Origin of the sequence: Terrabacter sp. 2YAF2, assembly GCF_052114705.1 — a bacterium.
GTDB lineage: Bacteria > Actinomycetota > Actinomycetes > Actinomycetales > Dermatophilaceae > Terrabacter.
The window spans coordinates 46,638-73,134 of record NZ_JBFRFG010000014.1 but is presented as its reverse complement, the minus strand read 5'-3'; the positions used below and the strand labels follow the sequence as shown (position 1 = coordinate 73,134).

The 26,497-nt window shown below is 70.8% G+C and carries 25 protein-coding genes and 1 tRNA gene; 10 read left to right on the top strand and 16 right to left on the bottom strand.

What is annotated here, in order from left to right; translation table 11 throughout:
• Positions 1-146: 146 nt before the first annotated feature.
• Both AB4030_RS15380 and AB4030_RS15375 read right to left on the bottom strand, forming a co-directional pair.
• Positions 147-1,433, bottom strand: coding sequence for an HD-GYP domain-containing protein (locus tag AB4030_RS15380; RefSeq protein ID WP_442280080.1), 1,287 nt, complete (start codon positions 1,431-1,433; stop codon positions 147-149).
• Positions 1,430-2,743: an HD-GYP domain-containing protein gene (locus AB4030_RS15375; protein ID WP_442280079.1), complete on the bottom strand. Its 1,314-nt coding sequence runs from the start codon at positions 2,741-2,743 to the stop codon at positions 1,430-1,432. Before AB4030_RS15375 ends, AB4030_RS15380 begins: the two co-directional genes overlap by 4 nt.
• A 456-nt stretch (positions 2,744-3,199) precedes the next feature.
• Between AB4030_RS15375 and AB4030_RS15370 the strand changes: the two genes are divergently transcribed.
• On the top strand, positions 3,200-3,274 hold the full coding sequence (locus tag AB4030_RS15370; RefSeq protein WP_369791897.1) for a 50S ribosomal protein bL37: 75 nt from the start codon (positions 3,200-3,202) through the stop codon (positions 3,272-3,274).
• 105 nt (positions 3,275-3,379) lie between these two features.
• Here the strand turns inward: AB4030_RS15370 and rsrA are convergent, their stop codons facing one another.
• Genes rsrA through AB4030_RS15350 form a run of 4 tightly spaced genes read right to left on the bottom strand, consistent with a single transcriptional unit; the run spans position 3,380 to position 5,965 of the window.
• Entirely contained in the window at positions 3,380-3,679 is a 300-nt protein-coding gene (gene rsrA, locus AB4030_RS15365; RefSeq protein ID WP_442280078.1) for a mycothiol system anti-sigma-R factor, read from the bottom strand.
• Entirely contained in the window at positions 3,676-4,455 is a 780-nt protein-coding gene (locus AB4030_RS15360) for a sigma-70 family RNA polymerase sigma factor (protein WP_442280077.1), read from the bottom strand. Before AB4030_RS15360 ends, rsrA begins: the two co-directional genes overlap by 4 nt.
• A gap of 17 nt (positions 4,456-4,472) precedes the next feature.
• Complete coding sequence (locus AB4030_RS15355; protein WP_442280146.1) at positions 4,473-5,111, bottom strand: alpha/beta hydrolase family protein; 639 nt, start codon at positions 5,109-5,111, stop codon at positions 4,473-4,475.
• Positions 5,111-5,965 (bottom strand): SOS response-associated peptidase, encoded by an 855-nt coding sequence (locus AB4030_RS15350; protein WP_442280145.1) that lies wholly within the window; start codon positions 5,963-5,965, stop codon positions 5,111-5,113. Before AB4030_RS15350 ends, AB4030_RS15355 begins: the two co-directional genes overlap by 1 nt.
• A 146-nt stretch (positions 5,966-6,111) precedes the next feature.
• Between AB4030_RS15350 and AB4030_RS15345 the strand changes: the two genes are divergently transcribed.
• The 5 genes from AB4030_RS15345 (at position 6,112) to AB4030_RS15325 (ending at position 10,590) form a co-directional block, all read left to right on the top strand.
• Complete coding sequence (locus tag AB4030_RS15345) at positions 6,112-6,642, top strand: DoxX family membrane protein (RefSeq protein ID WP_442280076.1); 531 nt, start codon at positions 6,112-6,114, stop codon at positions 6,640-6,642.
• A gap of 37 nt (positions 6,643-6,679) precedes the next feature.
• Positions 6,680-8,038 carry a 3-phosphoshikimate 1-carboxyvinyltransferase gene (gene aroA, locus AB4030_RS15340; protein ID WP_442280075.1) on the top strand — a complete coding sequence of 453 codons (1,359 nt, stop codon included), beginning with the start codon at positions 6,680-6,682 and terminating at the stop codon, positions 8,036-8,038.
• Positions 8,035-9,081: a ribosome small subunit-dependent GTPase A gene (gene rsgA, locus AB4030_RS15335; RefSeq protein ID WP_442280074.1), complete on the top strand. Its 1,047-nt coding sequence runs from the start codon at positions 8,035-8,037 to the stop codon at positions 9,079-9,081. The genes aroA and rsgA overlap by 4 nt, the downstream gene beginning before the upstream one ends.
• Positions 9,082-9,146: 65 nt before the next feature.
• Positions 9,147-9,938, top strand: coding sequence for a histidinol-phosphatase (hisN, locus tag AB4030_RS15330; protein ID WP_442280073.1), 792 nt, complete (start codon positions 9,147-9,149; stop codon positions 9,936-9,938).
• A gap of 55 nt (positions 9,939-9,993) precedes the next feature.
• Positions 9,994-10,590 (top strand): GNAT family N-acetyltransferase, encoded by a 597-nt coding sequence (locus tag AB4030_RS15325; RefSeq protein ID WP_442280072.1) that lies wholly within the window; start codon positions 9,994-9,996, stop codon positions 10,588-10,590.
• Positions 10,591-10,607: 17 nt separating this feature from the next.
• Here AB4030_RS15325 and AB4030_RS15320 read toward each other — a convergent pair whose 3' ends face one another.
• Positions 10,608-11,996 carry a M16 family metallopeptidase gene (locus tag AB4030_RS15320; RefSeq protein WP_442280071.1) on the bottom strand — a complete coding sequence of 463 codons (1,389 nt, stop codon included), beginning with the start codon at positions 11,994-11,996 and terminating at the stop codon, positions 10,608-10,610.
• Positions 11,993-13,291, bottom strand: coding sequence for a M16 family metallopeptidase (locus AB4030_RS15315; RefSeq protein ID WP_442280070.1), 1,299 nt, complete (start codon positions 13,289-13,291; stop codon positions 11,993-11,995). The genes AB4030_RS15320 and AB4030_RS15315 overlap by 4 nt, the downstream gene beginning before the upstream one ends.
• Positions 13,292-13,412: 121 nt before the next feature.
• On the opposite strand from AB4030_RS15315, the gene AB4030_RS15310 reads away from it, so the two are divergent.
• Positions 13,413-13,775 (top strand): hypothetical protein, encoded by a 363-nt coding sequence (locus AB4030_RS15310; RefSeq protein ID WP_442280069.1) that lies wholly within the window; start codon positions 13,413-13,415, stop codon positions 13,773-13,775.
• A gap of 92 nt (positions 13,776-13,867) precedes the next feature.
• Positions 13,868-15,568, top strand: coding sequence for an aminotransferase class V-fold PLP-dependent enzyme (locus tag AB4030_RS15305; protein ID WP_442280068.1), 1,701 nt, complete (start codon positions 13,868-13,870; stop codon positions 15,566-15,568).
• A 30-nt stretch (positions 15,569-15,598) separates the two neighbouring features.
• Here the strand turns inward: AB4030_RS15305 and AB4030_RS15300 are convergent, their stop codons facing one another.
• The gene (locus AB4030_RS15300; protein ID WP_442280067.1) at positions 15,599-16,441 is read right to left on the bottom strand and encodes a hypothetical protein; all 843 of its coding nucleotides are present in this window, start codon (positions 16,439-16,441) and stop codon (positions 15,599-15,601) included.
• Between the two features lie 29 nt (positions 16,442-16,470).
• Between AB4030_RS15300 and AB4030_RS15295 the strand changes: the two genes are divergently transcribed.
• Positions 16,471-17,019 (top strand): DUF1990 family protein, encoded by a 549-nt coding sequence (locus AB4030_RS15295; RefSeq protein ID WP_442280066.1) that lies wholly within the window; start codon positions 16,471-16,473, stop codon positions 17,017-17,019.
• 78 nt (positions 17,020-17,097) lie between these two features.
• Here AB4030_RS15295 and AB4030_RS15290 read toward each other — a convergent pair whose 3' ends face one another.
• The 4 genes from AB4030_RS15290 to AB4030_RS15275 form a co-directional block, all read right to left on the bottom strand.
• Positions 17,098-17,958 (bottom strand): carbohydrate ABC transporter permease, encoded by an 861-nt coding sequence (locus AB4030_RS15290; RefSeq protein WP_442280065.1) that lies wholly within the window; start codon positions 17,956-17,958, stop codon positions 17,098-17,100.
• On the bottom strand, positions 17,955-19,139 hold the full coding sequence (locus AB4030_RS15285; RefSeq protein ID WP_442280064.1) for a carbohydrate ABC transporter permease: 1,185 nt from the start codon (positions 19,137-19,139) through the stop codon (positions 17,955-17,957). Before AB4030_RS15285 ends, AB4030_RS15290 begins: the two co-directional genes overlap by 4 nt.
• 81 nt (positions 19,140-19,220) lie before the next feature.
• Positions 19,221-20,480 carry a sugar ABC transporter substrate-binding protein gene (locus tag AB4030_RS15280; protein WP_442280063.1) on the bottom strand — a complete coding sequence of 420 codons (1,260 nt, stop codon included), beginning with the start codon at positions 20,478-20,480 and terminating at the stop codon, positions 19,221-19,223.
• A 1-nt stretch (position 20,481) separates the two neighbouring features.
• Positions 20,482-21,492, bottom strand: coding sequence for a substrate-binding domain-containing protein (locus tag AB4030_RS15275; RefSeq protein WP_442280062.1), 1,011 nt, complete (start codon positions 21,490-21,492; stop codon positions 20,482-20,484).
• A gap of 200 nt (positions 21,493-21,692) precedes the next feature.
• On the opposite strand from AB4030_RS15275, the gene AB4030_RS15270 reads away from it, so the two are divergent.
• The gene (locus AB4030_RS15270) at positions 21,693-23,951 is read left to right on the top strand and encodes a glycogen debranching N-terminal domain-containing protein (protein ID WP_442280061.1); all 2,259 of its coding nucleotides are present in this window, start codon (positions 21,693-21,695) and stop codon (positions 23,949-23,951) included.
• A 22-nt stretch (positions 23,952-23,973) separates the two neighbouring features.
• On the opposite strand, the gene AB4030_RS15265 is transcribed toward AB4030_RS15270, so the two are convergent.
• From AB4030_RS15265 to AB4030_RS15255, 3 genes are all read right to left on the bottom strand, one after another.
• The gene (locus AB4030_RS15265; protein WP_442280060.1) at positions 23,974-24,477 is read right to left on the bottom strand and encodes a hypothetical protein; all 504 of its coding nucleotides are present in this window, start codon (positions 24,475-24,477) and stop codon (positions 23,974-23,976) included.
• Positions 24,478-24,614: 137 nt separating this feature from the next.
• Positions 24,615-25,850 carry a hypothetical protein gene (locus tag AB4030_RS15260; RefSeq protein ID WP_442280059.1) on the bottom strand — a complete coding sequence of 412 codons (1,236 nt, stop codon included), beginning with the start codon at positions 25,848-25,850 and terminating at the stop codon, positions 24,615-24,617.
• Positions 25,851-26,310: 460 nt separating this feature from the next.
• A tRNA-Met gene (locus tag AB4030_RS15255) sits at positions 26,311-26,384 on the bottom strand.
• Between the last annotated feature and the right edge of the window lie 113 nt (positions 26,385-26,497).

Sequence of the window (26,497 nt, the reverse complement as noted above, 5' to 3'; positions counted from 1 at the left end):
CGATGAGGGCAGGCGCCCTCACTGGTGGAACAGCGCCGGGGGTCTGGCCTGCATGCTCGTTCTCGCGACGGGGGTTGCCCGAAGTGGCCATGATGGCACGCCAGCGGCCACCACCCAAGGGGTGACGCGGCGGTGTGACGGCTCTCTCAGGCCTGGGCTGACCCGTTGCCGATCGACGTGAGCAGCGCATCGACGACGCGCGGGTCGTACTCGTAGCCCAGACCGAGGTAGATGCGTTCGACGGCGGCCTCTCGCGCCCGTGCGCTGCGCGCACCGGCCGTGAGGTCCTCGTAGGCGTTGACGACCTTGACGATGCGGCTCGTCAGCGGGATCTCCTCGCCGAGCTCGCGCACCTGGCGGTAGGGCGTGGTCTGGTGCTCCAGGATCCGGGCTGCCCCGTCGAAGACACCGGTCTCGCGGACGATCGCCACCGTGTCGGCCTCGATGCGGCGCTGGTCGGCCGGTGCCGCGAGGACCGTGGCGCCGCCCGGGATCGGCTCGACGAGGGCGACCTGACCGATGTCGTGCAGCAGGGCGGCGTACTCGAGGTCGAGCAGCTCGCGCTCGGAGAGCCCGAGCTCGCGCCCGACCCGGACCGAGAGGGCAGCCACCCGCTCGGAGTGGCCCGCCGGGGTGTAGCCCGCTACGTCCGTCAGCCGCGAGAGGGTGCGGACGCTCTGGAGGTAGGTGGCCCGGATGCTGACGTAACGGCGGAACGCGAAGAGGGTGAGGACGAGCGGCATGAGGAAGAGCGGCACCGACGCGATCCCCATGGGCGGGGCTGCGAGCGCGATGAGCACCCCGGTGACGGCGACCGCCATCGACATCGCGAACGACGAGCGGACCTCCTCGACGAAGGTGCGCCGGAGGTTGGCGGTCGCGGACAGGGCGCGGAGCACCGAGGTGAAGAGCGTGTCCGCGACGAGGGCAAGGACCGAGATGCCGAGCATCAGGGCGGCCCGCTGCCACGGCGGGAGCGCGTCTGAGGGCGCCTCCGTGCCGGGCGACTGGCCCAGGTAGACGTTGCGATACACGACCGTCACGACGGCAGTGGCCACGAAGCGGCCCGTGGTCTCGACGAGGCTGACCTCCCGCCCGGCCAGCACCCGGGTGGCCGTGGCGATCACCATGGCGACGGCGGTGACGGCGACGACGAAGGCGGCCCCGTAGCCGACGAAGTGCCCTGCCGGCACCTCCGTGGTCAGGGCGAGACCGAACGCCGCGGCCGTGGCGATCGGCGCCGAGCCACGGAAGCCGGGAGCGGACAGCCGGAACCACTCCCCCAGCACGATCATGAGGGCGAAGACGGAGACGACCCCGACGTCGCCGCCCTCGGGGAGGTCGCGATCGACCAGGGTGAGCAGGGCGGTCGTCACCAGGCCCAGGAGGCCGACCAGCAGCGCGACCGGCTCGCGACGAAGGGTGCCGTTCACGTTGCCACCCCGGTGCCCACACCACTGGGCCAGCCGTGCTTCCCGAGGGCCTCGATCGTCGCCGCCCCGACCGCCGGGTCGAAACGACCGGGATCAGAGCGGAGCAGGCGTGCGGCATCGACGACGCGCGCCGGGAGTGTCACGTCCACCGGTCCCGGCATCAGGGCCTCCACCGCAGCCGCCACGGCCACGATGCGGGCGGCGACCGGGATCTCCTGCCCCGCGAGGCCGTCGGGACTACCGCCGCCGTCGAATCGCTCGTGCTGGTGACGAATGCCGGAACGGGCGTCCTCGAGGAAGTCGATGCCCTCGATCATGCGGGCTCCCGCCACGCAGTGCCGGTCGATGGCGCGACGCTCCGCCGCGCTGATGGCTTCAGGGGACCGTCTCAGCAGCCGCGCGGGCACCCCGAGATGGCCCACCTCGTGGAGCGTGGCCGTGTAGCGGACGGTGGCGATCTGTCGGGGCCCCAGACCGAGCTCCTCAGCCGTCCACTCGGCCAGCTGGGCGACCCGGGCGCTCCGCTCGACCGCGGCCGGCTCCTTGGTGCCCAGCGCGGTGACGAGCGTCTCGACGACCCGTTCGTGGGAGCGCAGCTCCTCACCGAACTGGACGAAGGCCCACCGGGCCGCGAGCAGGGGCGCCATGACGAGGAACGCACTGAACGCGCCGAGCCCGGCGGGGTACCAGAGGATGACGAAGAGGAACCCGATGACGCCGTAGCCGATGTAGGCGACCCCGGAGCTGACGAGGATGCGGCGGACGAAGACCCAGAACGGGACCTGCTGGTCGAAGGTCACGGCGCCGGCCACGAGGAACGCGTTGGTCAGGCACTGGACCACGTCGGCGACGATGAGCGGCAGCCCCACTTGCCTGACCAGGTCGGGGAAGCCGCTGACCGACTGGAGCGACGCGACGCCCCCGCACAGGATGTAGGCCATGGCGCCGGCCACACCGATGAGGCCGTTCATCGCGATGTTGAAGGCACGGTGGTACCACCTCATGCGGGACTCACGCTCGATGCTCTGTGACGCGAGCCCGACGAGCCACGCGCCGAAGGGGCCGAGGATCGCTCCTGAGGCGAGCAGGATGATCGACAGGAACGAGAAGCCTATGCGCGAGGTGACTGTGGGCTCGCGGAGGGTGTAGCTCAGCACACCCATGGCCGACAGCAGCAGGAGCGGACCGGCCTCAGGGTGGCGGCCGTAGGCCCAGGCCAGCACCCCGAGGACGACTGACACGACGCAGACGAGGGCGACGTAGCAGAGCAGCCGGGGCGACGAGGCTCGCTGGGCGGGTGTGTCTTTCACGGACTACAGGTAAGACACAACAGATCGGTCCCGCAACCGCGGTGGGAAGCGGGACCGAACTGGTGCGACAAGAGCAGGGTGCCTCAGGGGCCCCACGTCCAGGTGTTGGCGAGCGATGCCATCGCTCGGGTCATGAAGTCGTTGGAGGCAAGGGCGGACAGCAGGGCAGCGAACATTGGGGGCTCCTAGATAGCGTCGATGTTCCGGATGCGTGCGCCATGGAGGGGCGTTGCTCGCGGCAGCACAGAACAACTGAGGTTTCCCTCTACCCCACAATCTCAAACCGCGCGAGCGCACGGAAGTACATCCGGCGCGTTTCGGACGGATCTATACCAAGATTTTACGGTCGGGGACGCAACCCTGTCTCCGAATTGGGCGGTTGAGGGCCCGTGTGGAAGAATCGGGGCTTCGTGCCCGTCGGGTGCGAAGCATCCGCAGGACCAAGGAGAGCCGACGATGAGCAAGCGCGCCCGCAAGCGCCGCTCCCGCAAGGGCAACGCCGCCAACCACGGCCGCAAGCCCAACGCCTGAGCCGCAGACGTCAAAGGCCCGCACCCGATCAGTTCGGGGCGGGCCTTCGTCGTGTCCGAGGTCGTGCTGCCCGAACCGTTCTGCCGGTGAGGAGCACCAGGTCTTTCAGCCGCGGTCGACCTGGATGACGGTCATGGAGATGCGCGACATGATCGTCAGGCGCAGCGCCTCCGGGGCCTGCTCGGACTCGCAGGACCGCTTGATGAGCGACTTGAGGGTCGTGTCGAGGTCGTACTCCTTGAGGCACGGGCCGCACTCGTCGAGGTGGGCCTGGATCTTCGCCACCTCGTCGGGGCCGAGCTCGCCGTCGAGGTACTCGTAGACGCGCAGCAGGGCCTCGGAGCAGTCGGTGTGCGTCCCCGCACCCCCCGACGGGTCGGGCCTGTCCGTCGTCTGGTCACTCATGACTGGCCTCCTTCCGTGCCTGCGGCGACGAAACCGCGCTCGGCGGCATACTCCGAGAGCAGCTCTCGCAGCTGGCGCCGGCCGCGGTGCAGACGGCTCATGACGGTGCCGATGGGCGTGTCCATGATCTCGGCGATCTCCTTGTAGGAGTAGCCCTCGACGTCGGCGAAGTACACCGCGAGACGGAACTCCTCGGGGATCGCCTGGAGGGCGCGCTTGACGTCGCTGTCCGGGAGGTGGTCGAGCGCCTCCGCCTCGGCGGAGCGCAGGCCCACCGACGTGTGCGACTCGGCTCGCGCCAGCTGGTAGTCCTCGATCTGCGCCGCGTCCGACTCGAGGGGCTGCCGCTGCTTCTTGCGGTAGGTGTTGATGTAGGTGTTGGTGAGGATGCGATACATCCACGCCTTGAGGTTGGTCCCCGGCTTGTACTGGTGGAACGCGGCGTATGCCTTCGCGAACGTCTCCTGGACGAGGTCCTCGGCGTCGCTCGGGTTGCGTGTCGTGCGCAGCGCGGCGCTGTAGAGCTGGTCGAGCAGCGGCATCGCCTCACGCTCGAAGCGCGCCCGCCGCTGGGTCTCACTCTCGCTGGCCACGTCGACGCTCGCGTCGGCGCGGGCGAGGTCCTCGGGGTCCGCGAGCCGCAGGGCGGCGCTCGAATCGGTCTTCTTGTCCTTTGCCATCGCCTCCCAGCCTAGACCGGTGGGCTGTGCGAGCAGACCGCGCACGGAGGCAGCGGTCGTGCTGCTCTCGGGCGCACGGGTGGGGCAGGTGACCATGCTCCCTGCAACGACACCTAGCCGGGGAGCATTCCCGCGATCCTCGTGAGCGCCTCGGTGAGGGCGCTGCGTGAGCTCTTGGGGAAGCTGTGGGCGCCGGGCACCTCGAGGAGCTCGGTCCCCCGGGGCAGGTGAGGGCGGACCTCGTCCGGGGTGCCGAAGGCGTCGCGCGTGCCCTGCACGACCCACGACGGATCGGGCGCCAGGGCGAGCTCGTGGGCACGGAGCCGGTCGGGTTGCCCGGGCAGGTGGAGGGGGAAGCTGAGCAGGAGCGCCGCGTCGGCCTCGAGCGGCCCGGCCGTGCGGCACGCGACCCGCGCCCCGGCACTGCGGCCCCCGACGACGAGCGGTCTCGGCAGCCGTCCCCGGCCGGTGACGAGCGCCTCGACGATGGGCACCCAGGCGGCGTCGAGGGTCGGTGGTCGCCCGGCCACCTTGCGCCCCGCCACGAGCCACGGCTGCTCGACGAGCACGACGGCCCATCCCGCCCCGACCAGCACCTCACGGGCGAGGGCGAGGTCGATCGAGCCGAGGCCTCCCCCGGCGCCGTGCCCGAGGACGACGGTGCCGCGCGCGCCGGGCGGGCGCTGGACGTGGGCGCGTCCGGGGCCGCCCGGCGTCTCGATCTCGCGGACCGACACCCGGATCGGGGCCATCACGCGCCGACCACCTCGCCCGTCATGGGGTCGACGACGCCCTCGAGCTCGGACTCGGGGACGGGCTCGACGAGGGCGGGTCCGTTGTTGCGCGTCGCGCCGACGGCGCGACTCACGGGGTGCGCCTCGAAGCGACCGGGTGCGGCGAAGCCGAGGACCTCCTGGACGTAGGCGGGGTCCTTCTCGTCGGGGTCGAGCCACTGCTCCCACTGCTCCGGCTCGAGGACGAGGGGCTGGCGGTCGTGGATGCGGTCCATGCCGGGATCGGCCGCGGTCGTGATGATGGTGAACGTCGTGAGCCACGCGCCAGGGTCGCCGTCGGGCAGCTCCCTGTCGCGCCAGAACTCGTAGAGACCTGCGAACGCGACGGGAGCCCCGTCGGCCCGGTGGATGAAGAAGGGTTGCTTGCGCGGCTTGCCCTTGGAGTCGAGGGCGGTCGGAGACACCTGCCACTCGTACCAGCCCTCCCCCGGGACGATGCACCGCCGCGAGAGCGCGGCCTTGGCGAAGGCGCCCTTGCCGAGGACCGACTCGGCGCGGGCGTTGGTCATGCGCAGACCCATCTTGACGTCCTTGGACCAGGCCGGCACGAGCCCCCAGGTGAGGAGACGGAGCTGGCGGAGCGGGTGGGCCTCCCCGCCGTGGTCGTCGCTCGCGTCCTCGCTCCTTGGCCGGCGCGTCAGGACGACGGGCGCCTGCTTGGACGGCGCCATGTTCCAGTCGGGCTCTCCGGGGGGCGGGGTCTGGGGGTTCTTGAGCACGCTGCGTGAGGGCTCTCCCGTGTGGTCCTGCTCGACGTCGAAGGCCTCGATGAGCTCGTCGGGCCGCGCGCTCGCGGCATACCTCCCACACATGAGCCACAGCGTATGCCGGGGCGACCTCGAGCGGACGGGCGTGGGCGTCGTCCCGTGGGCTGCGGGTATGTCGATACCGTAGGTGCCCACACGTCCACGATGGCCACGACGCGCTCCGGCGCTCTGCGGCCAGAGGAGGAAATCGCATGATCGTCCGCCGTCTCGCCCGTCCGCTGCTCGCGTCCGTCTTCGTCGCCGCCGGCGTGGAAGCGCTGCGCAACCCCGCAGCGCGCACCGACCAGGCCGCCCACCTGCTCCAGAAGGTGCCCGACCAGGTCCCCGGGGTCGAGGGCGCCGCGAAGGATCCCGACCTCTTCGTCCGGGTCAACGGCGCGGCGCTGCTGGGCGGTGGCCTCCTCCTCGCAACGGGGCGTATGCCGCGTCTGGCCTCGACCGTGCTCGCGGCGTCCATCGTCCCGACCACGGCCATCGAGCACGCGTTCTGGGAGGAGACCGACCCCGCCCGCAAGGCACAGAGCCGCAGCCTCTTCCTCAAGAACGTCGGCCTGCTCGGCGGTCTGCTCCTCGCAGCCGTCGACACGGAGGGCCGCCCGGGCCTCGCGTGGCGCGCCCAGCACGCCACGAAGACGACCCGTCGCGAGGCCCGCCACGCCCAGCGGACCGCCAAGCGCGAGGCCCGTCTGCTGGCCCGCCGAGCCCAGGACGTCGTGAGCTGACTTGAGTCCCGCAGAACCATCCCCTCGCCCGACGTCCGTGACGACTGGCCCCCCTGACCGCGCCATCCTGACGGCGGAGCCGGACTGGGCGGCCCCGGTCGCTCGCGGTCCGCTCGATGCCACGGTGGTGCTCCCCGGGAGCAAGTCCCTGACGAACCGCTACCTCGTCCTGGCAGCACTGGCGACCGAGCGCTCACGGCTGCGAGCGCCGCTGCGGTCGCGCGACACGTTGCTGATGGCCGACGCGCTGCGCTCCCTGGGGGTGCGCATCGACGACGTCGCCGCGGAGGGCGAGTCCGTGGCCGGCGAGGTCCCCGACTGGGTGGTCACCCCACCCGAGACGTTGACCGGTGACGTCAGCATCGACTGCGGGCTGGCCGGCACCGTCATGCGGTTCCTGCCGGCGGTGGCGGCCCTGGCCGATGGGCCGGTCCGGCTCGACGGAGACCCGCAGGCGCGGGTGCGCCCCATGGGGCCCGTCATCGACGCACTGCGGGTGCTCGGGGCCGACCTCGACGACGACGCCGGACACCTGCCGGTGACGGTCAACGGCCGGGGTCGCGTGACCGGCGGTGACGTGACGATGGACGCGTCGGCGTCCTCGCAGTTCATCTCCGCCCTCCTGCTCGCCGGAGCCCGCTACGACGAGGGCGTCACCGTGCACCACGACGGCAAGCCCGTGCCGAGCGAGCCCCACATCCTGATGACGGTCGAGACCCTCCGCGACGCCGGCGCGATCGTCGACGACAGCGAGCCCAACAGGTGGCGCGTCGAGCCGTCCGAGATCAACGCCCTCGACGTGTCCGTCGAGCCGGACCTCTCCAACGCCGGGCCCTTCGTCGGCGCGGCCCTCGTCGCGGGCGGCACGGTGTGCGTACCGGGGTGGCCGCAGCACACCACCCAGGCCGGTGACCTCCTCCGCGAGATCCTCGACACGATGGGCGCCGACGTGCGGCTCGACCGCGCTGGGCTCACCGTCATCGGCAGTGGGGAGCTCGTCGGCATCGACATCGACCTGCACGATGCGGCGGAGCTGACACCCACGGTCGCAGCTCTCGCCGCTCTCGCGTCGACTCCGACGTGGATCCGGGGTGTCGCGCACATCCGTGGACACGAGACGGACCGGCTCGCAGCACTCACCGCGGAGCTCAGCGGCCTCGGCGCGCAGGTGGCCGAGACCGAGGACGGCCTGCGCATCGCGCCGGCGCCCTTGCACGGCGGGCGTTTCCGCAGCTACCACGACCACCGGATGGCCACCGCCGGGGCGATCATCGGACTGCGCGTGCCGGGCGTGCACGTCGAGGACATCGGGACGACGCGCAAGACCCTCCCCGACTTCGTGGGGCTGTGGCAGGGCATGCTCGACCGCTCCGGCCCGGCGGTGCGGGCGCGATGAGCTGGCGGGACCTCGACGAGGGTGACATCCGGGTCCGTCCGAGCCGCAAGGGGTCCAGGCCCCGAACGAAGGAACGCCCCGCCCACGTCGACGCGGTCGTCGCCATGGTCATCGGCGTCGACCGCGGTCGCTACACGTGCCTGATCCCCAAGGGCTCGCTCGGCAAGAAGGAACCCGAGCGTGTCGTCACGGCGATGAAGGCCCGCGAGATCGGCCGCACCCGCGTCGTGGTCGGAGACGACGTCGCTCTCGTCGGCGACCTCGCGGGCGGACCGGACGCCCTGGCGCGCATCGTGCGCATCGAGGAGCGCCGCTCGGTGCTGCGCCGCACGGCCGACGACACCGACCCCTACGAGCGCATCATCGTCGCCAACGCCGACCAGCTGGTCATCGTCACGGCGCTCGCCGACCCGGAGCCCCGGCCGCGGATGGTCGACCGGTGCCTCGTCGCGGCCTACGACGCCGACCTCGTGCCGCTGCTCGCCCTGACCAAGGCCGACCTCGTGGACCCCACCGAGTTCCTCGCCAACTACACGCCGCTCGAGGTCGAGCACGTCGTGACCTCGTGGAAGGACGGAGACTTCTCCGGACTGGACGCCCTGCGCGCGAAGCTCTCCGGCAAGGTCTCCGTCCTCGTGGGCCACTCCGGCGTCGGCAAGAGCACGCTCGTCAACGGCCTCGTGCCGGGGGCCCTGCGGGCGACGGGCATCGTCAACGACACGACCGGCCGTGGCCGACACACGTCGACGAATGCCGTGGCGCTGCGCCTGCGCGGCGCCGACGGATCGGACGACGGCTGGGTCATCGACACGCCCGGCATCCGCTCGTTCGGACTGGCCCACATCGACGTCGACCGGATCATCGACCACTTCCCCGACCTCGCAGCGGGCACGGACGGCTGCCCTCGCGGGTGCACCCACGACGAGGAGGAGTGCGCGCTCGACGCCTGGGTCGCCGAGGGCCACGCCGGGCCCGCCGGCGCCTCACGGCTGGAGTCGTTGCGTCGCCTGCTCAGCAGCCGGAGCACGACCGAGGATCACTGAGGGGCAGCGGCATACGCCCTCGGGCCGCGCTCCCCCGCTCGGGCCGATGCCGCTAGGTTGACCCGGTGACCTCCTACGACGATGACCTCCGTCTGGCCCACGTCCTGGCGGATGCCGTCGAGCGGGTGACGATGGCACGCTTCCGCGCAGCCGATCTCGTCGTGGAGAGCAAGCCGGACCTCACGCCCGTCACCGACGCCGACCGCGCGGCCGAGGAGCTCGTCCGGCACCAGCTCAAGCGCACCCGACCACGCGACGCCGTGGAGGGTGAGGAGTTCGAGACGACCGGTCACGGTCCCCGCCGCTGGATCATCGACCCGATCGACGGCACGAAGAACTTCGTGCGTGGAGTGCCCGTCTGGGCCACGCTCATCGGCCTCGTCGTCGACAACGTGCCCGTGCTCGGCCTCGTCGCGGCGCCAGCCCTGCAGCGTCGCTGGTGGGCGGCGACCGGCTCCGGCGCCTGGACCGGCCGCTCGCTGTCGTCGGCCCGACGCATCTCCGTGTCGCAGGTCGGCAGGCTCGGCGACGCGTCCCTGTCGTACTCCTCACTGGCCGGCTGGCGCGTGCGCGGGCGACGTGACGACTTCCTCGACCTCATGGACGACTGCTGGCGCACGCGCGCCTACGGTGACTTCTGGTCCTACATGCTCGTCGCCGAGGGTGCCGCCGACATCGCGGCCGAGCCCGAGCTCGCCGTCCACGACATGGCGGCGCTCGTCGCGATCGTCGAGGAGGCCGGCGGCCGCTTCACCGGCCTCGACGGGCGGGACGGCTGCTGGAGCGGCAACGCGCTCGCGACCAACGGCCTGCTGCACGACGAGGTGCTCTCACGCATCGGCACGTCGCCGGCCTGAGACCGCTGGGTGGTCGGCACTGGGCGGGGTGCCGTGCCAGGCCTAGCCTTTCGGCATGAGCACCGGACCCACCGACAGCACTGCCTCTGTCCCCGTCTCCGTCCCTGTCTCCAGAGCGACGGTCCGCCCTGCCGGCGCGGCGGACGTCTCTCCGGTCGCCGCCGTCGCGGCCGCGACGTTCGAGCTCGCGTGCCCACCGTCGATGACCCGGGACCGGGTCGAGGCGTTCGTCGACGAGGTCCTCTCCCCCGAGCGCTTCGCCGACTACGTCGCCGACCCCACCCGGCAGGTCCTGCTGGCCGAGACCGGGGGGACCGTGCTGGGCTACGCCATGCTCGTCCGCGGCGAGCCGTCGGACGACGACGTGCGGGCCACGATCCGGCTCCGGCCGACGGTCGAGCTGTCGAAGATCTACGTGCTGCCACAGGCCCACGGCACGGGCGCGGCCGCGCTCCTCATGGCCCGGGCCCTGGAGTGGGCGCGAGCGACCGGCGCCGCCGGCGTCTGGCTGGGCGTCAACCAGCAGAACGAGCGCGCCCAGCGCTTCTACGGCAAGAGCGGCTTCGAGCGTGTCGGCACCAAGCGGTTCCTCGTCGGCGGTGTCTACGAGGACGACTACGTGATGGAGCGCGCCCTCGACCCACGCCCCTAGTCGGCCCCCGTGCCGGCTCAGGCGTCCGTGACGACGGTGACCTCGCCCAGGTCGAGGGCCTTGATCGCGTCGAGCTGCGCCGTGGCGTCCCCGACCATGACGATGGTCCACCCGGCGCCCGGAGCGCCAGCTCCGATGCCGGCGCCATCGGCAAACCGCGCGTAGGCCGCGTCGACCCGGCTGCGGTCGACCGTCGCGAGGTCACGCAGGTTGGCCGTGGTGAAGGCCGTCGTGCGACCGTCGAGTGCCATGCTGACGGCTTCGTCGGCGATGGCGTCGGCCGTGGCGTAGCGACCCGGCGCGGTCTTGGAGATGAAGTCCACGCCCGAGCGGATCTCCTTGTCGGTGAAGCCATCTCGGCCGCCGTCGAGGATCTCGACCAATAGCCGCAGCGACTCCGCGGTCGAGTCCGCCCGCACCGAGCCCGAGGTGAGGAACACGCCACCGCGGCGACGGGGACGGAAGCTCGAGCGGATGCCGTACGTGTAGCCCTTCTCCTCGCGAAGGACCGCGTCGATGCGGGCGTTCGGCGAACCGCCGAGGACGAAGCCGAGCACGGGGTAGGGCGCCCAACCGCCCGCGACGGACCGGTCCGGACCAGGCGCTCCGATGACGAGCTCGGTCTGCACGGAACCCGGTCGCGACACGAGCACGATGCGCCCCCGGTCGGGTGCGAGGGCGGCGGCGTGCTGGAGGTGGCGCTCCCGATGGCGGGGGCCCTTCGCCCAGCGGCCCAGAGCCGACTCGACGAGCACCGGCACGTCGAGGCCTCGGAGGTCGCCGGCGACGACGAGGGTCACGCCCGCAGCGACGACGTGCTCGGCATGGAAGGCCGCCACGTCCTCGCGGGTGATGGACGACACCGTCTCGCGGGTGCCGCCGGTGGGTCGGGACGACCGGTCCTCCGGCGCGTAGAAGGTGCGGACGAACTCGAGCCCGGCCCGGTGTGCGGCGTTCGAGCGCTCCTGCTCGATCTCCGCGATCCGGGTGCGGACCTGGCGGGCGACCTCGGTCTGCGGGAAGGTCGGCTCGGTGAGGATCTGGCGCAGCAGGTCCAGCGCCGGCTCGAGGTTGCCCTTGACGACATCGAGGTCGATGGACAGGCCCGCGTCCGCCATGCCCGCACCGAAGCTCACGCCCTTGCGCTCGAGCAGCCGCGCGAACTCCTCGGCGGTGTGGTTCTCCGTGCCCTCGTCGAGGGTGCGCGCCATGATCGAGGCGACGCCCTCACGCTCCCGCGGCTCGTCGCGCAACGACACGGGCACACCGATCCGGACCGACACGACGTACTGCCCCGGGACGTCGTAGGTGAGCAGGCGCAGGCCGTTGGGCAGGTCGTAGGTGCTGCCTTCGGGGAACTCCCACGGCTCGGGTGGGACGACGACGGGGCGGGCGACGGCGGTCATGAGGCCTCCTCGGGGTCCTGGGACGTCGGGTCGGTGAGGTAGCGGACGACGGCCCGGGCCTCGGGGTCGAGCCAGGTCGCCGCGGCGAGGCGCGCCTGCTCGGCGGTCACGGAGCGGATGCGCTCGACGAACGTGTTGACGTATGCCGGGTCGCCCGTCAGCAGCGCGTGGTGGCTGATGTGGTCGGCGCGTTCCTCGATGCTGGCGAGGGCGCTGAGCCACGAACGCTCCGTGTCCGCGATGACGGACTCCAGCTCCGCGGCATCCGGCCCCTCCTCGACGAAGCGACGGATCTCCTCGCACACGGCGGACTCGACCTCGTCGACGTCGGCGCCGGCGGACACGTCCACGGTGATGGTGCCCAGACCGGAACCGTCGACGAGGCCCATCGTCCAGCCGCCCACGGCCACGGCCGTCTCGTCGGTGCGGACGAGACGACGCACGAGCCGCGAGCTCGCGAGGCCGCCGAGGACGTCGACGGCGACCTGGCAGGCGAGGTACTCGGGAGTGGTGTCGACGGGAAGCCGGAACGAGACGTAGATCCGGTCGTTGGGCACGTCACCGACCCGGTCGAGCCGCACGGGCTCGGCCAGCGGCGGCAGCTGCGGGTGTCGAGCACGGCAGCTCAGCTCGATGGCCGGCAGGGGTCCGAAGTACTTCTCGGCGGCGGCGAAGCCCTCCTCCGGGGTGACGTCCCCGACGAGGGTGAGGACGGTGTTGTTGGGTCCGTAGTGCGCCCGGAAGAAGGCGTGGACGTCCTCGAGCGTGGCGGCGTCGAGGTCCTCCATCGACCCGATCGTCGGGTGGTGGTACGGGTGGTCCTCAGGGAAGACGGTGGCGTAGATGTCGATGAGGGCCGACCCGTAGGGCACGTTGTCGTAGCGCTGGCGCTTCTCCTCCTTGACGACGTCCCGCTGGTTGTCGAGGTTCTCCTGCGTCAGCGCGTCGAGCAGGTGGCCGTGGCGGTCGGCCTCGAGCCACAGGGCGAGCTCGAGGGCGCCGGTCGGCACGGTCTCGAAGTAGTTGGTGCGGTCGAACCACGTCGTCGCGTTGAGCCGGGCTCCCTCGTCCATCAGGGCCGAGAAGTGCTCGCCGGAGGCGACGTTGCGGCTGCCCTGGAACATCAGGTGCTCGAACAGGTGGGCGAACCCGGTGCGACCTGGCGTCTCGTGGCGGGAGCCGACTCCGACCCAGAGGTTCACCGCGACGTTGGGCACCGTGTGGTCCTCGCTGACGATGACACGCAGGCCGTTGGCGAGCGTGCGCTCGGCGAGTGGATAGGAGATGGCTGTCACGGGCTCGACCCTATGCGACGCGAGCGCGAAGATGACGGGCCGTCGAACGCCCGCAAGGCCGGACCTTCGTGGAGAATGCGCTCGGCGCACCCGCCACCGACCCGTCAGGAGCCACTCACCCATGACCGACCGCCCCGACCGCACTGCCGCTCCGGGCGGTCGCCTCTCGCGCCTCAAGCCTTATGCGGTTCCCCTCCTGGCGATGCTCGCGTTCTTCCTCTTCCGTGCCTTCACCGCCGACGACGGCACCCACGGCATCCAGACCGGTCAGTGCGTCGCGGCCGTCGGCTCCGACGACTTCAAGAAGGTCGACTGCAAGGACTCGACCTCGCTCGGCAGCGTCTCGTACATCGAGAAGGACGTGTCCACCGAGGAGGCCGCCGCTCTTCGCCTCTGCTCGGCGCACGGTGCCCGGGGCGCCTTCACGAGCGCCGACTCCTCGGGCGGTACCGGCACGGTCATCTGCGTGGCGGACCCCAAGTAGGAGCCGGGCCTGCCCCCCGGATCGGCGGGATATGACCTAACACTTGGTTATGCTCTTTCGCTTTAGCATCACCAGCCGCTATGATCGGTGTCATGGAGGCAGCTGCGGAGACCGACCTTCTCGCCACCATCCGCGCCGCGGTCATCGGCGAGGACCAGGTGATGCACGGGCCCTACGGCCCGCGGCGGGTCACCTACGCCGACTACACCGCCTCGGGTCGCGGCCTGACCTTCATCGAGGACTTCATCCGCGACGAGGTGCTCCCCCGCTACGCCAACACCCACACCGAGAGCTCGGGCACCGGCCTGCAGACGACCCGGCTGCGCGAGGACGCCCGTCGCACCATCCGTGACGCCGTCGGCGGTGACGACGAGACGGTGGTCGTCTTCGCCGGCTCGGGCTGCACCGGGGCCATCGACAAGCTCGTGGGCATCCTCGGACTGCGCATCCCGTCGAACTTCGAGGACCGTTGGCACGCCAGCGACCTGGTCCCCGCCGACCAGCGCCCGGTCGTCTTCATCGGCCCCTATGAGCACCACTCCAACGAGGTCATGTGGCGTGAGTGCGTGGCCGACGTCGTCGTCATCCCCCAGGATCTCGACGGCCACGTGGACATCACGGTGCTGCGGCGGCGCCTGGTCGAGCACGCCGAGCGCCCCCTCCTCATCGGCTCCTTCTCGGCCGCGAGCAACGTCACGGGCATCGTCACCGACACCGACGCGATCTCCTCCCTCCTGCACGAGCACGGCGCCCTCGCCTTCTGGGACTACGCCGCTGCGGCGCCCTACGTCGACATCGAGATGTACGGCCGTGGCGGACCCGGAGTGGCCGACCCCGCGGCATACAAGGACGCGGTGTTCCTCAGCCCCCACAAGTTCATCGGTGGCCCGAGCACGCCCGGCGTCCTCGTCGTGCGCCGCGAGCTCATGACCAACCGGGTGCCCGACGTGCCCGGCGGCGGCACCGTCGCCTACGTCAACCCCGACGACCACGCCTACCTGACCGATCCCGCCCACCGCGAGGAGGGCGGTACGCCTGCCATCATCGAGGCGATCCGCGCGGGTCTCGTCTTCAAGCTCAAGCAGGCGGTCGGCACGCCGACGATCCGCGCCCGGGAGGACCACTTCCTCCAGCGCGCCGTCGCGGCCTGGCGGGACGAGCCCGGCATCGAGATCCTCGGCAACCTCGACGCCGAGCGGCTGTCGATCGTGTCGTTCGTCGTCCGTGGCCAGGGCGAGCGCTACCTGCACCACAACTTCGTCGTCGCCGTCCTCAACGACCTCTTCGGCATCCAGGCCCGCGGCGGCTGTTCGTGCGCCGGCCCCTACGGCCACTACCTGCTCGGCATCGACCTCGAGCGCTCCCACGAGTTCGAGCGCGAGATCGGGCGCGGCTGTGAGGGAATCAAGCCCGGCTGGGTGCGCGTCAACTTCAACTACTTCATCTCCGACGTCGTCGCCGACTACGTCATCGAGGCGGTCCGGCTCGTGGCCCGTGACGGGTGGCGCCTGCTCGGCGACTACGTCTTCGAGCCTGCGACGGGTCTGTGGAAGCACCACGACGGTCCGGTCGAGCCTCCCCTGCGACTGCACCAGGTGAGCTTCGAGCACGGCCACCTCACCTACCCGGCGCAGCACGAGCGGGCCGGCGAGGACGCGCTCGCCCGACACCTGGCCGACGCGCGCGCGATCCTCGCCGCGGCGTCGGCCGAGCCGTGCGACGAGGCCCACGTCAACGTGGACTTCGACCACCTGCGGTGGTTCGACCTTCCCATCCGCAGCCTGCCTCGCTGAGCGACGCCCTACAGCCGTGGGCCGCATCCGTCACGGAGTCATGGCGGCAAACCCTGTGTAGTCGTGGATGGCGACTCCCGCATACGTCTCGTATGCGCTGGCCCCCGAATCCACCTGTGCGAGCTGGTCGTTCATCCGCGTCAGGGTCTGGCCGTGGAAGGTCTGCTTGACCTCGGTCGGGTCGAGCCCGAGCCGCGTCGTCTCCTGGCCGATGCGGGCCGGCTTTCCCAGGTCGGCGGCTGCGGCGAGCCCGGCCGCGGCCACGTCGAGGGTGCCGTCCGTGCCGACCGCGGTGTCGCGGTAGGCCATGAGCGTCACCGCCGAGACCCGGCTCATCGCCTCCCGGTCGAGCGTCGACCGCTCACGTGCCGTGATCCGGTCGAACCAGAACGGGATGTCGATCTCGAGCGGGAGGGTGCCGCTCGCGGACCCGAGTCGGTCGAGCAGCGTGAGGTACGCGGAGATCGTCGTCGACCGTCGCGTGGTCCAGGCTGCCGTCGTCCACGGTTCGACGTCGACGTGCAGTCCGGTGAACAGCCCTGTTGCGACGGCCGGTCGGAGCCAGCGGTCGACCGCCCACGTCGGGTCGTCGACCCAGCCGGGGTCACCGCCGAGGGCGTCGACGTGCAGACCTGCCGACCGGGCCTGCATCACGAGGGCGTGCACCCTCGTCAGGCTCGGGCTCGTCGTCAGGTCGGCGGGCACCGCGACGAAGAGCGTGTCCACTCCACGGGTCCGGGCGAACCGGACGACCGACCCGGCATCGCTCCAGCCCCAGACCCACATGGCGCGACCCGGCGTCGTCGCGGCTCCTGACGACGGCGGAGACGGGGCGACCGATCGGACCATGAGCACGAGCATGGCAGCCGCCATCTGCCGGCACGATCGGGCATGCTGGGCGCATGGACGCGCAGCTGCTCGACGGCGAGCGGCTCGCCGGCCTCACGCGCGCGCCGCTCACCTACGCGGAGGTGGGTGCGACGCTGGGCGTTGAGGGCCTGCCCGCCGGCTACCACCACCTGCGGCGTCTGGCCGTCATCGGTCGGGGGGCCGACGACCTCGAGCGATCCGCCGTGGCGTTGCTCGGATGGGCCGTGCACCGCAGGGCCGGTCTGCGGGTGCTCCCGTCGAGCCCGCAGGTCCACGCTGCCGCGGTCGCAGACCTGCGGATGGGCCCCGGGCCGTTGTCCCTTCGGGCACCGGTACGCGTCGTCGCCGTCCTGGACGAGCCGCGCCGTCGCGGCTTCGCCTACGGGACGCTGCCCGGACACCCCGAGTCGGGCGAGGAGTCCTTCATCGTGTCGATCGGCGACGACGACGTCGTGACCTTCACGGTGCGGGCCTTCTCGCGCCCGGGCGGCATGCTGACGCGAGTCGCTGGGGCCGCCGGGCGGATCGTCCAGCAGCGCATCACCGACCGCTACGTGCGGTCGCTGCGATCGCTGGTGTGACCAGCGATCCCGGATCCGCCTGCGGCACTGGGCCGCTGGGCCGCTGGGCCGCTGGGCCGCTGGGCCGCGGGGCCATGCTCAACCCTTGACGCCTCCCTCGTTGGCGCCACGGATGAAGTAGCGCTGCAGGGCGAAGAAGAGGAGTGCGACGGGGATCGTCGTGAGCAGGGCGGTACCGAGCTTGAGCGGGTACTGCGTGCCGGCGCCCAGCTGGCCGCTCGTCATGCTCGCCAGACCGGTGACGAGCGTCTGGTGCTCCGGGGTGCCCCTGGTCACCACGAGGAAGTGGGAGAACTCGTTCCAGGACCCTTGGAAGGACAGGATGGTCAGGGTGATCAGGGCCGGCTTCGCCATGGGCAGCACCACGGACCAGAAGGTCCGGAAGATGCTCGCGCCGTCCATGCGGGCGGCCTCCTCGATCGACACCGGCACGGAGTCGAAGAACTGCTTCATGATGAAGACGCCCGCGGCGTCGACGACGAGGGGCAGGATCATGGCGGTGTACGTGTCGTAGATGCCGAGGTAGTTGACCATGAGGAACTTGGGGATGAGCAGGGCCACGCCCGGGACCGCCATCACCGCGAGCAGACCGGCGAAGACGGCCTTGCGACCGCGGAAGTGCAGCCGCGACAGCGCGTAGCCGGCCAGCGAGTCGAGGAAGACCCGGGCCGCCGTGACGACGATGGTGATGAGGACCGAGTTCCGCACCCACGTGGTGACCGGCACCGACGCGTCGCCGGTCTGGCCGAAGATCCGCTGCCACACCTGCGCGGTGAACGGGTTGGGTACCAGCGACAGCGGGTTGTTGGCCGCGTCGGGGTCGGTCTTGAACGACGTCGAGATCTGGATGAGGAAGGGATAGATGAACAGGACGGCGAAGGCCAGCAGCGCCGCGTACAGCACGATCGTCTTCACGGGGTTGGACGTGCGGGCGTTCACTTGCGGCCTCCGAGTCCGAAGAGGGGCTTGCGTTCGTCCTTGTCGGTGAGCACGTGTCGCTGGACTCGCGTGAGGACGATGATGATGAGGAAGACGACGAAGGCCATGGCCGCCCCCGAGCCGTAGCGGAAGTTGCCGAAGCTCTGCTGGTACGACAGGAACGCCGGGCTCAGCGTCGTCCCCGCCGGAGCGCCCTTGCCCATGACGTAGATCTGGTCGAAGACCTGCCACGTCCCGATCAGCCCGAGCGTGATGACGAGGAAGAGCGCCGGCTTGATCATCGGCAGCGTCACGTGCCGGAGCTTCTGCCACCCGGTGGTGCCGTCCAGGGCGGCCGCCTCGTCGATCTCGACGGGAAGGTCCTGCAGCGCCGCGATGAACATCAGCATGAAGGTGCCCGACGTCGTCCAGATGACGAGGAAGATGATGACGAACATCGCGACGGACGGGCCCGACAGCCAGTCCCAGATGCTGCGGCCGAGGACCTGGCCCTGCGCCCACCCGGGGTTGTCCACCCCGACGGCGTTGAAGGCCAGGTGCAGCAGTCCCCGGCTGTCGCTGAACCACTGCGGCCCGTCGATCCCGAAGAAGCTGAGGAACGCGTTGACGGCGCCGGTGTTGGAGAAGAGGAACAGGAAGACCGTCGCGATCGCGATCGAGCTGGTCACCGATGGAAAGTAGAACGCGGTGCGGAAGAAGCTGCGGCCCTTGAGCATCGAGTTGTTGACGAGCAAGGCGAGTCCGAGCGCGAGGACGGTCTGCAGTGGAACGACGAGCAGCACGTAGTAGAACGTGTTGCCGATGGACTGCATGAAGTTGTCGCGGGTCAGCCCGTCCCGGGCGAAGAGGTCGGTGTAGTTCTTCAGACCGACGACGTCGGTGCCCTGACCGACCGCGAAGGGGTTGGTGTTGCCCTGCCAGTTGGTGAAGCTCACCCACAGCGCCATGCCGATGGGGATGACGAGGAAGAGCCCGAGGATGATGATCATCGGGGCCACGAAGATCCATCCCGCAGTGCCCTCACGACCGCGTAGGCCGCCACGGGTGCGGCTGCGGCGAGCGCCCGGCACGCCGGCCTGACCGGTCGGAACGCCGGCCGAGGCCGAGGCCACCTGGCCGGCCCGCGCCCCCGCGGGAGTGACGAGGTCCTCGACCGGACGCTCGTCGTCGATGCGGGCCATGGTGCCCTCCTGTGGGATCAGTGACGCGATGGGGTGGCGTCCGCCCGTCGGGTGGGCGGCGGACGGACGCCACACGGGGGATCAGCCGGCGAGCGCCGCCGTGCCGTTCTTCTGCAGCTCCGCGAGCCACGCGTTCGGGTCGCCGCCCTTGCCCATGGTGGCCAGCTCGGAGTTGAACTTGGCCATCACCTCGTCGAAGCCGGGCAGGTTGACCGGGCCCTGGGCATACTGCCCACCGGCGACGAAGGCCTGCGACTCGGGGTACTTGGCCGCGAAGGCCTTGGCCCCTTCCTCGGTGGAGGGCATGACGCCGAAGGCGTCGGCGAAGGCCATCTGCTGGTCCGTCGTGATGAGCGACTTCACCAGGTCGACCGCCTGCCCCTGGTTCGGCGACTTGGCGGCGATGCCCCAGCAGTTGCTGAACAGCAGGGTGCCCTTGCCGGCCGGTCCTGCGGGGAGCTCCACGACCTTGTACTTGAGGTTCGGGTAGTCCTTCTTGGCGCCGCTGATCCAGTTGCCCTCGATGGTCATCGCGGCAACACCCTTGCCCAGCGCCTCGCCGCCCCAGCCGGTGGCCGGTGAGGTGTCGGAGCTGAACTTCAGGACGCCTTCCTTCATCATCTTCTGGACCTGCGCCAGACCCGCCTTCGCGGGCGCGCTGTCGGCCGTCATCGTCTTGCCGTCGGGCGAGACGATCCAGCCGCCGGCCTGCTTGATGAAGGCTCCGCTGCGGTTGATGTCGTTGCCGAGGACGAGGCCCGTCACCTTCCCGGACGTCAGCTTCTTGGCGACCGCCTCGAGGCCCGCCCAGTCCTTGGGAATGTCCGCGTCCGTGAGCCCGGCCTTGGTCCAGAGGTCGGTGTTGATCTCGAGGGCCAGGGTCGAGTAGTCCTTGGGCGCGCAGTAGAACTTGTTGTCGTAGGTGAAGGTCTGCACGAGGGCCGGCAGGAACCCGGCATCCTTCACCTGGTCGCCGTAGGCGTAGAGATTGCCCGCCTTGGCGAAGGTGCCGACCTTGGAGGCGTCGGTGTAGAAGACGTCGGGCGGGGTCGTCGACGCGAAGGCCTGACCGAGCTGCTGCCCGAGGTCTGCCGCGGCGATGACCTCGACCTGGTTCCCGGACTTCTTCGCCCAGGCGTCGGCCGCCTTCTTGACCGCCGTGGTCTCCGCATCGCCGGAGCTGCCGATCATGATCGTCAGCTTGACCGGGCCCTTGCCGGTGCTCTGCGGCGCGTTGTTGCTGCTGCCACTGAATCCGCCTCCGCCGCAGGCGCTCAGGACGAGCGCGCCGGTGGCTGCGAGCGCGAGTGCGGCTGCACCTCGCGTGCTGGGTGCTCTCATGTCACTTCTCTTTCCGTGTCATGCGGTCGCCCGCAGGTTTCGAGCTGGATCTGACGACGAGCTCGGGGGTGAGGAGGAGACCACCCGCGGGATCGCGGGAGTCGGAACCGGTTGCGAGCATGTGGAGCACGCGGTCGGCAACGCGGTCGAGGGGCTGGTGGAGGCTGCTGAGGTCGAGCGCGTGCGCGATGTCCGTGTCGTCGAAGCACACGATGCCGACGTCGACGCCCGGCGACAGCCGGCGTTCGACGAGGACGCGCCAGACACCCAGGGCCAGCGCGTCGGAGGCGCACACGATCGCGGCACCAGGTCCGAGGACATCGAGAAGCCCGGCCGCGGCGCGGGACGCGGACTCCAGCGCCTGCGGGCTCGTCGCCTGCCACCCCGGGTGCGCCAGGCCGAGCTCCGCGGTGGCCCGTGCCCAGCCGGAGCGACGGTCGTCACCGACGGGAGAGCCCTCCGGCCAACCGAGGTAGCCGATCTTCTTGTAGCCCTGCGCCGCGAGATGATGCACGGCCGCCTCGATACCCGACGCACCGTCCACGTCGACCCAGGAGGTGATGCTCGGGTCGTCCCACACGCGACCGAACGCGGCATACGGCACGTGGTGGGCGTCGAGCCAGCCGGGTCGCGGGTCGTTGCGGCGGGTGTCGGTGAGCACGAAGCCGTCCGCGACCCGACTGGCGACGAGCCGCTCGTAGGACGGGATCGGCTCGGTGGGGTCCGGCGCCGTGAAGGGCACGATGTGCGATCCCCGGACGGAGGCTCCCCCCGTCAGCTCGATGAGGAAGGTGTCGATGATCGAGCCGAGCCGTCCGAAGCCCGCGGAGTTCAGCTCCAGGCCCCAGGCGCCGGCCCGCTCCTGCTTGAGCGACTGAGCCGCTCGGTTGGGGCGGAAGCCGAGGATCTCGATCTGCGCCTGGACCCGGGCCAGCGTGTCGGCGGCGACGCGCTCCGGTGCGTTGACGACGTTGCTCACGGTCTGGCGGGAGACCGACGCGGCGCGTGCCACATCGTTGATCGTCGTCCGCCGCGTGGCAGAAGAACTCGAAGTCACCCTTGACGCCGTCTCTCCGAAGTGGAACGTTCAAACCGTGGCGATTTAAACGTATTTATGGCCATCCGGATACTGTGCTCCCCGTGCGGCCGTGTCAAGAGGGCGCGTCGCTTCCGCAGAACACGTCGCAGGCACGAGCACGAGCTGGAGGGCCCATGACCACGCACCGCACGGACGGCGCCGCGAGCGCAGAACCGACGACGGCGCCGGTGGGCCAACAGCCCTGGCTGCACGACCTGGCCATCTGCGTCGACGGCAACGGCACGGCCCTCAGCGAGACGGACGGGTCGATGCGGGGACGCGGAGCACACGGCTTCTTCGTCGACGACCAGCGGTCCGTCTCCCACTTCACCGTGAGCCTCGGAGCGGCGCAGCTCGTGAAGGTGGCGCACTCCAGCCGCGGCCCGCGCAGCGAGTTCTTCACCTCGGCCCGCGGTCTCGGTGACCCCGGCCCGGACCCCACCGTCGAGCTGCACCGCCGCCGCCGCGTGGCCGGCGGGACCCTTCGCGAACGAATCTCCGTGGCCTCCAGAGCCTCCCGGGTCGTCGATGCCCCGCTCGTGATCAGGCTCGGTGGCGACGGCGCGGACATCGGCCCGGTCAAGGCCGGCGTCGCGAGCGGCGAGCTGCTCGAGGCCCATCCGGGGCACGGGGACGGGGCGAGCCCGACCGTCGGCCAGGGTGCGGCCGCTCACTGGCAGAGCGAGGCGCAGTCGGTTCGCGTGATTTTCTCCCCCGCCCCGGACCACCTCGATGTCGGCCCGGACGGCGTGCTGGCCACCTTCGCCCTCTCGATCGCTCCCGGGACCGAGAGCGAGGTCGAGGTCGAGGTGCAGACCGAGCGCCGACGCGAGAGCCACTTCCCGGCCGACAGCGGCTCGGGCGCCGTCGACTGGCCGGAGAGCCTCCAGGTCGACGCGAGCGACCCGCGCCTCGGCAAGCTGCTGGAGGCGTCGATGGCCGACCTCCGCAGCCTGCTGCTGAGGGATCCCGCCGACCCCCGCGACGTGTTCGCTGCTGCCGGAACCCCTTGGTACCTCACGCTTTTCGGCCGCGACTCGCTCTGGACGGCGAGGATGATGCTGCCTCTGGGAACGACGCTCGCCTCTGGCACGCTCCGAGCCCTCGCCCGCCGTCAGGGCACGAAGCATGATGCCGACACGGCGGAAGCGCCGGGCAAGATCGCCCACGAGCTGCGCCGCACGGCATACGAGGACGTGTCCGTGGACTTCAGCCTGCCCCCGGTCTACTGGGGCACGGTGGACGCCACGGCTCTGTGGATCTGCCTGCTGCACGACGCGTGGCGCTGGGGCATGGACATCGACGAGGTGCGCTCCCTCCTCCCGCACCTGCGCGCGGCGACGTCCTGGCTGACCGACCTCGCCACGCCCGACGAGGACGGCTTCATCAAGTACGTCGACGAGAGCGGCCACGGCTTGGCCAACCAGGGGTGGAAGGACTCGGGCGACTCCATGCGGTTCCGGGACGGGTCGATCGCGGCCTCCCCCATCGCGCTCATCGAAGCTCAGGCGTATGCCGTCGAGGCGGCCGTCGGCGCAGCTGCGCTCCTGCGGGCGCTCGGTGACCACAGCACGGATGGGCCCGCGTCGAACGGGGACCGGTCGGAGCCCTCGGACCCGTCGGACCTGGCACGGGCGGTGGAGCTCGAGCAGTGGGCCGACGGGCTCCAACAGCGCATCCGGTCGCGGTTCTGGGTCGGACCGCCCGACGAGCGCTACCTCGCGATGGCCATCGACGGCACGGCCCGTCCGGTGGACGGCGTCGGGTCCAACATGGGCCATGCCCTGGGCACCGGAGCGCTCACGACGAGCGAGGCCAAACAGGTCACCGACACGCTCGTGGGCTCGAGGATGCTCGGTGACTTCGGCATCGCCACGCTGGCGACCGACAACGGCGGTTTCAACCCCATCGGTTACCACACGGGATCGGTGTGGGTCCACGACACCGCCATCTGTGCCTGGGGCATGGCGCGGGAGGGCCATACCGCCCAAGCCGCCGTGGTCGTGGGCAAGCTGCTGGACGTCGGGGAGGCGTTCGACTACCGGCTCCCCGAGCTCTTCGCCGACTCGGCGACGCTCGGACAGTGGGCCCCGTACCCAGCATCCTGTCGCCCCCAGGCGTGGGCGGCCGCGTCGGCCGTGGCGATGCTCACCGTGGCGCTCGGGATCACGGTCGACGTGCCGGGTCGCCGCGTGCAGGTGCGACCGCCGTCGCCTCAGCCCTTCGGTGCCCTGACGGTGAAGGGCCTGCGCGTCGGCGAGGCCACCATCTCCGTCACGGTGGACACGTCCGGCGACGTGACCGTCGAGGGGCTGCCGTCGGACTTCACCCTCGACGTGCCGGACGATCTTCCGGACGACGCCTCGCGCGGCGCACTGATCGGCGGCGGCTGACGCGCCGGCTCAGCGCGCCGCCTCAGTGCAGGAAGGTCTTGGCCGCCACCATGACGACCCCGAGCAGCCCTGCGGCGAGCGACTCCCCGAAGGCGATCCGTGGGCTCGACCCGACATAGCGGGCCGACAAGTAGCCCACCGTCCCGAGCTCGGCGACGGTGAGCCACAGTGCGAGGTTGACCGCGAGGGCGGTGTCGGCGCCGAACAGTGAGGCCACGACCACCAGCGCCAGGGCAGGCACGCCACCGACCAGCACGCGGGACTCGTGACGTGCCGCAGCGACCAGACGCTTCGGCAACGGTGACCGCCCGGCGTGAAACGGTTCGGAGAAGGCCCGCACGTAGATGTCGGCCAGCCAGTAGACGACGAGCACGAAGACCGCCGCGACGAGGACCCGAGCCGTCGACGGGACGTGGTTCGCCGTGGCGCTCATGACGGCGCCGGCGAGGATGGCGCCGTAGAGCAGACCCGCCGGGTTGCCCTGCGCGATGAGGCGCGCGGCCCGCTCCCTGACCGTCTCCGCCATGGTGTCGGCCCCTCGTCGCGCTCCACCGGTCGTGGAGCCTAGGGGCCAAGACTGCCGCGAGGGAACGGCATCGCGCCAGTGCTTCGGGCCAGACACGACGAAGGGCCCGGATCTCTCCGGGTCCCTGCAGCGGCTCCTCAGTCGCGGAACTGGCTGAAGGCACTGGCCGGATATGGCGGCAGCCCGGTCAACGCCATCGTCGCGACATCCTCAGCCTGCTTGAGTCGGGTCATCCCGCCGCGGCGCAGAGCGAGGACGGCGGGGTTCGTCGACGTGTAGATCGTGTCCACCCGGCCGGTGAGCTCGGCGGCCCGCACCTCGAAGGGCTCGAGCCGCTGACGAAGCGTGGCACGCAGCCGGGCCAGGTCCGCGGTGAGCCGGTAGTACGCGTACGACTCCGGCCGGGACTTGGCCAGTCGCGCCATCCACACGGCGAGCTGGACCTTGACCGCGTCGAGGTCAGCGCCCGGGGCGTCCGTGTAGAGCCGTCCCACGAAACGGCTGTCCATGAGCAGCTCACCGTTGAGCACCGCCTGCGCCTCCTCCGGGTTGCGCGCGCCGTAGGGCCGAGCGACTGCGACCGGTGCGCTCTGCGGGATCTCCCACGAGGTCCACCCGCGATAGACCCCGACCTGTAGAAGCGTCGCCTCCGCCTGCGCAGAGAAGGTGAACCCGGGCACCAGCGACGTGAAGAGCGGGTCGACCCAGTTCCCCTGGGCGTCGAGCATCCCGCCGCACACCCGCCAGCTCATCAGGTGGGCGAACTCGTGCGCGACCACCTCCCCATCGGGGCCGTGCCCGACGTATGCGTACACCGGGTCCGTGTCGGCGGCCCCCTTGACGACGTCCACCAGAACGAGGGCGTTCGGTCCGGTCGTGCTCCCGGCCTGGTCGGGCGCGTTGATCCCGACGAACGCGATGATGGAGCGCGTCAGCTCGTCCGGTGGGGTCACCGAGAGCTGGCGGAGCGAGTTGAGCATCGTCGCGCGGACCACTTTGTTGTCGCCGACCTTCTTCTCCTGCACGGGCCGTGTCTCGTTCCACACGATGTCCTGGGCGAGTCCGAGCTGCGGGTCGGGCGTCGCGGTCGGGCGTGGCACCGAGTACAGCGCGCGTGCCCCGCTGCCCGCCAGGAGCGTGGCGGCGAACGACTCGTACCGGCCCAGCGGCAGTGCCCGCGGGCCGAGGGCGTCCCTCTCGAGGGTTTCGTAGTCCGCGAGGGGTAGCCGCATGAAGTTGTGCTCGGACCGGAACCGGGTCACGGCCGCCGCGGCCGCCTCGACGCGGCCGGCCAGCTCCTCCACCGTCAGGTCGGTGCGCTCCCGATGCCCGAAGAGCGCCTGCCATGCTGCCTCGACGTCCGGCGTCCGCACTCTCGTCGAGCACCGGTCCCGGGTCAGCGGCAGGTGCCCCAACAGGGYTTGGACGCGTGCCGACGGGATGACGGGGACCGGTGAGATGTCGCGTGCGGCGACGGGGGCGGCAGCAGACGCCGACGGTCGAGCAGTAGACGTTGAAGGCGTCGCTGCCGACGTCGACGGGCGTGCCCCCGACGCCTTGACCGACGTGGACACGGTGCGGGCGAACGGGCCGACAGGCGCTGCAGTCCCTGCCCCGTCGCAAGCGGCCACGACTGGCCCCGCTGCCAGAAGGCACACCAGGACCACGGTGCGCGACGACGGGAGCACGCGTTTCGGTCGCGTGATGTTGCGAGGCATGGATCGATCTTCGTGGCGCCACCCGACCGCTGTCCGCGAATCCACCAGATGACGAAAGCCCCCCAGGCGAACCTGGAGGGCTTTCGTTGAACACTACAGTCGCAATGTTGCGTAGTAGCGGGGGCAGGATTTGAACCTGCGACCTCCGGGTTATGAGCCCGGCGAGCTACCGAGCTGCTCCACCCCGCGTCGGCAAGAGCAACGTTACGCGAAACCTCCTGCAAGACCAAATCGAGGTGACACCGCGCTACGAATCAAGCCACAAGAAGCCGAAAGGCACTGTGGCAGCGGGTGATTCGCAT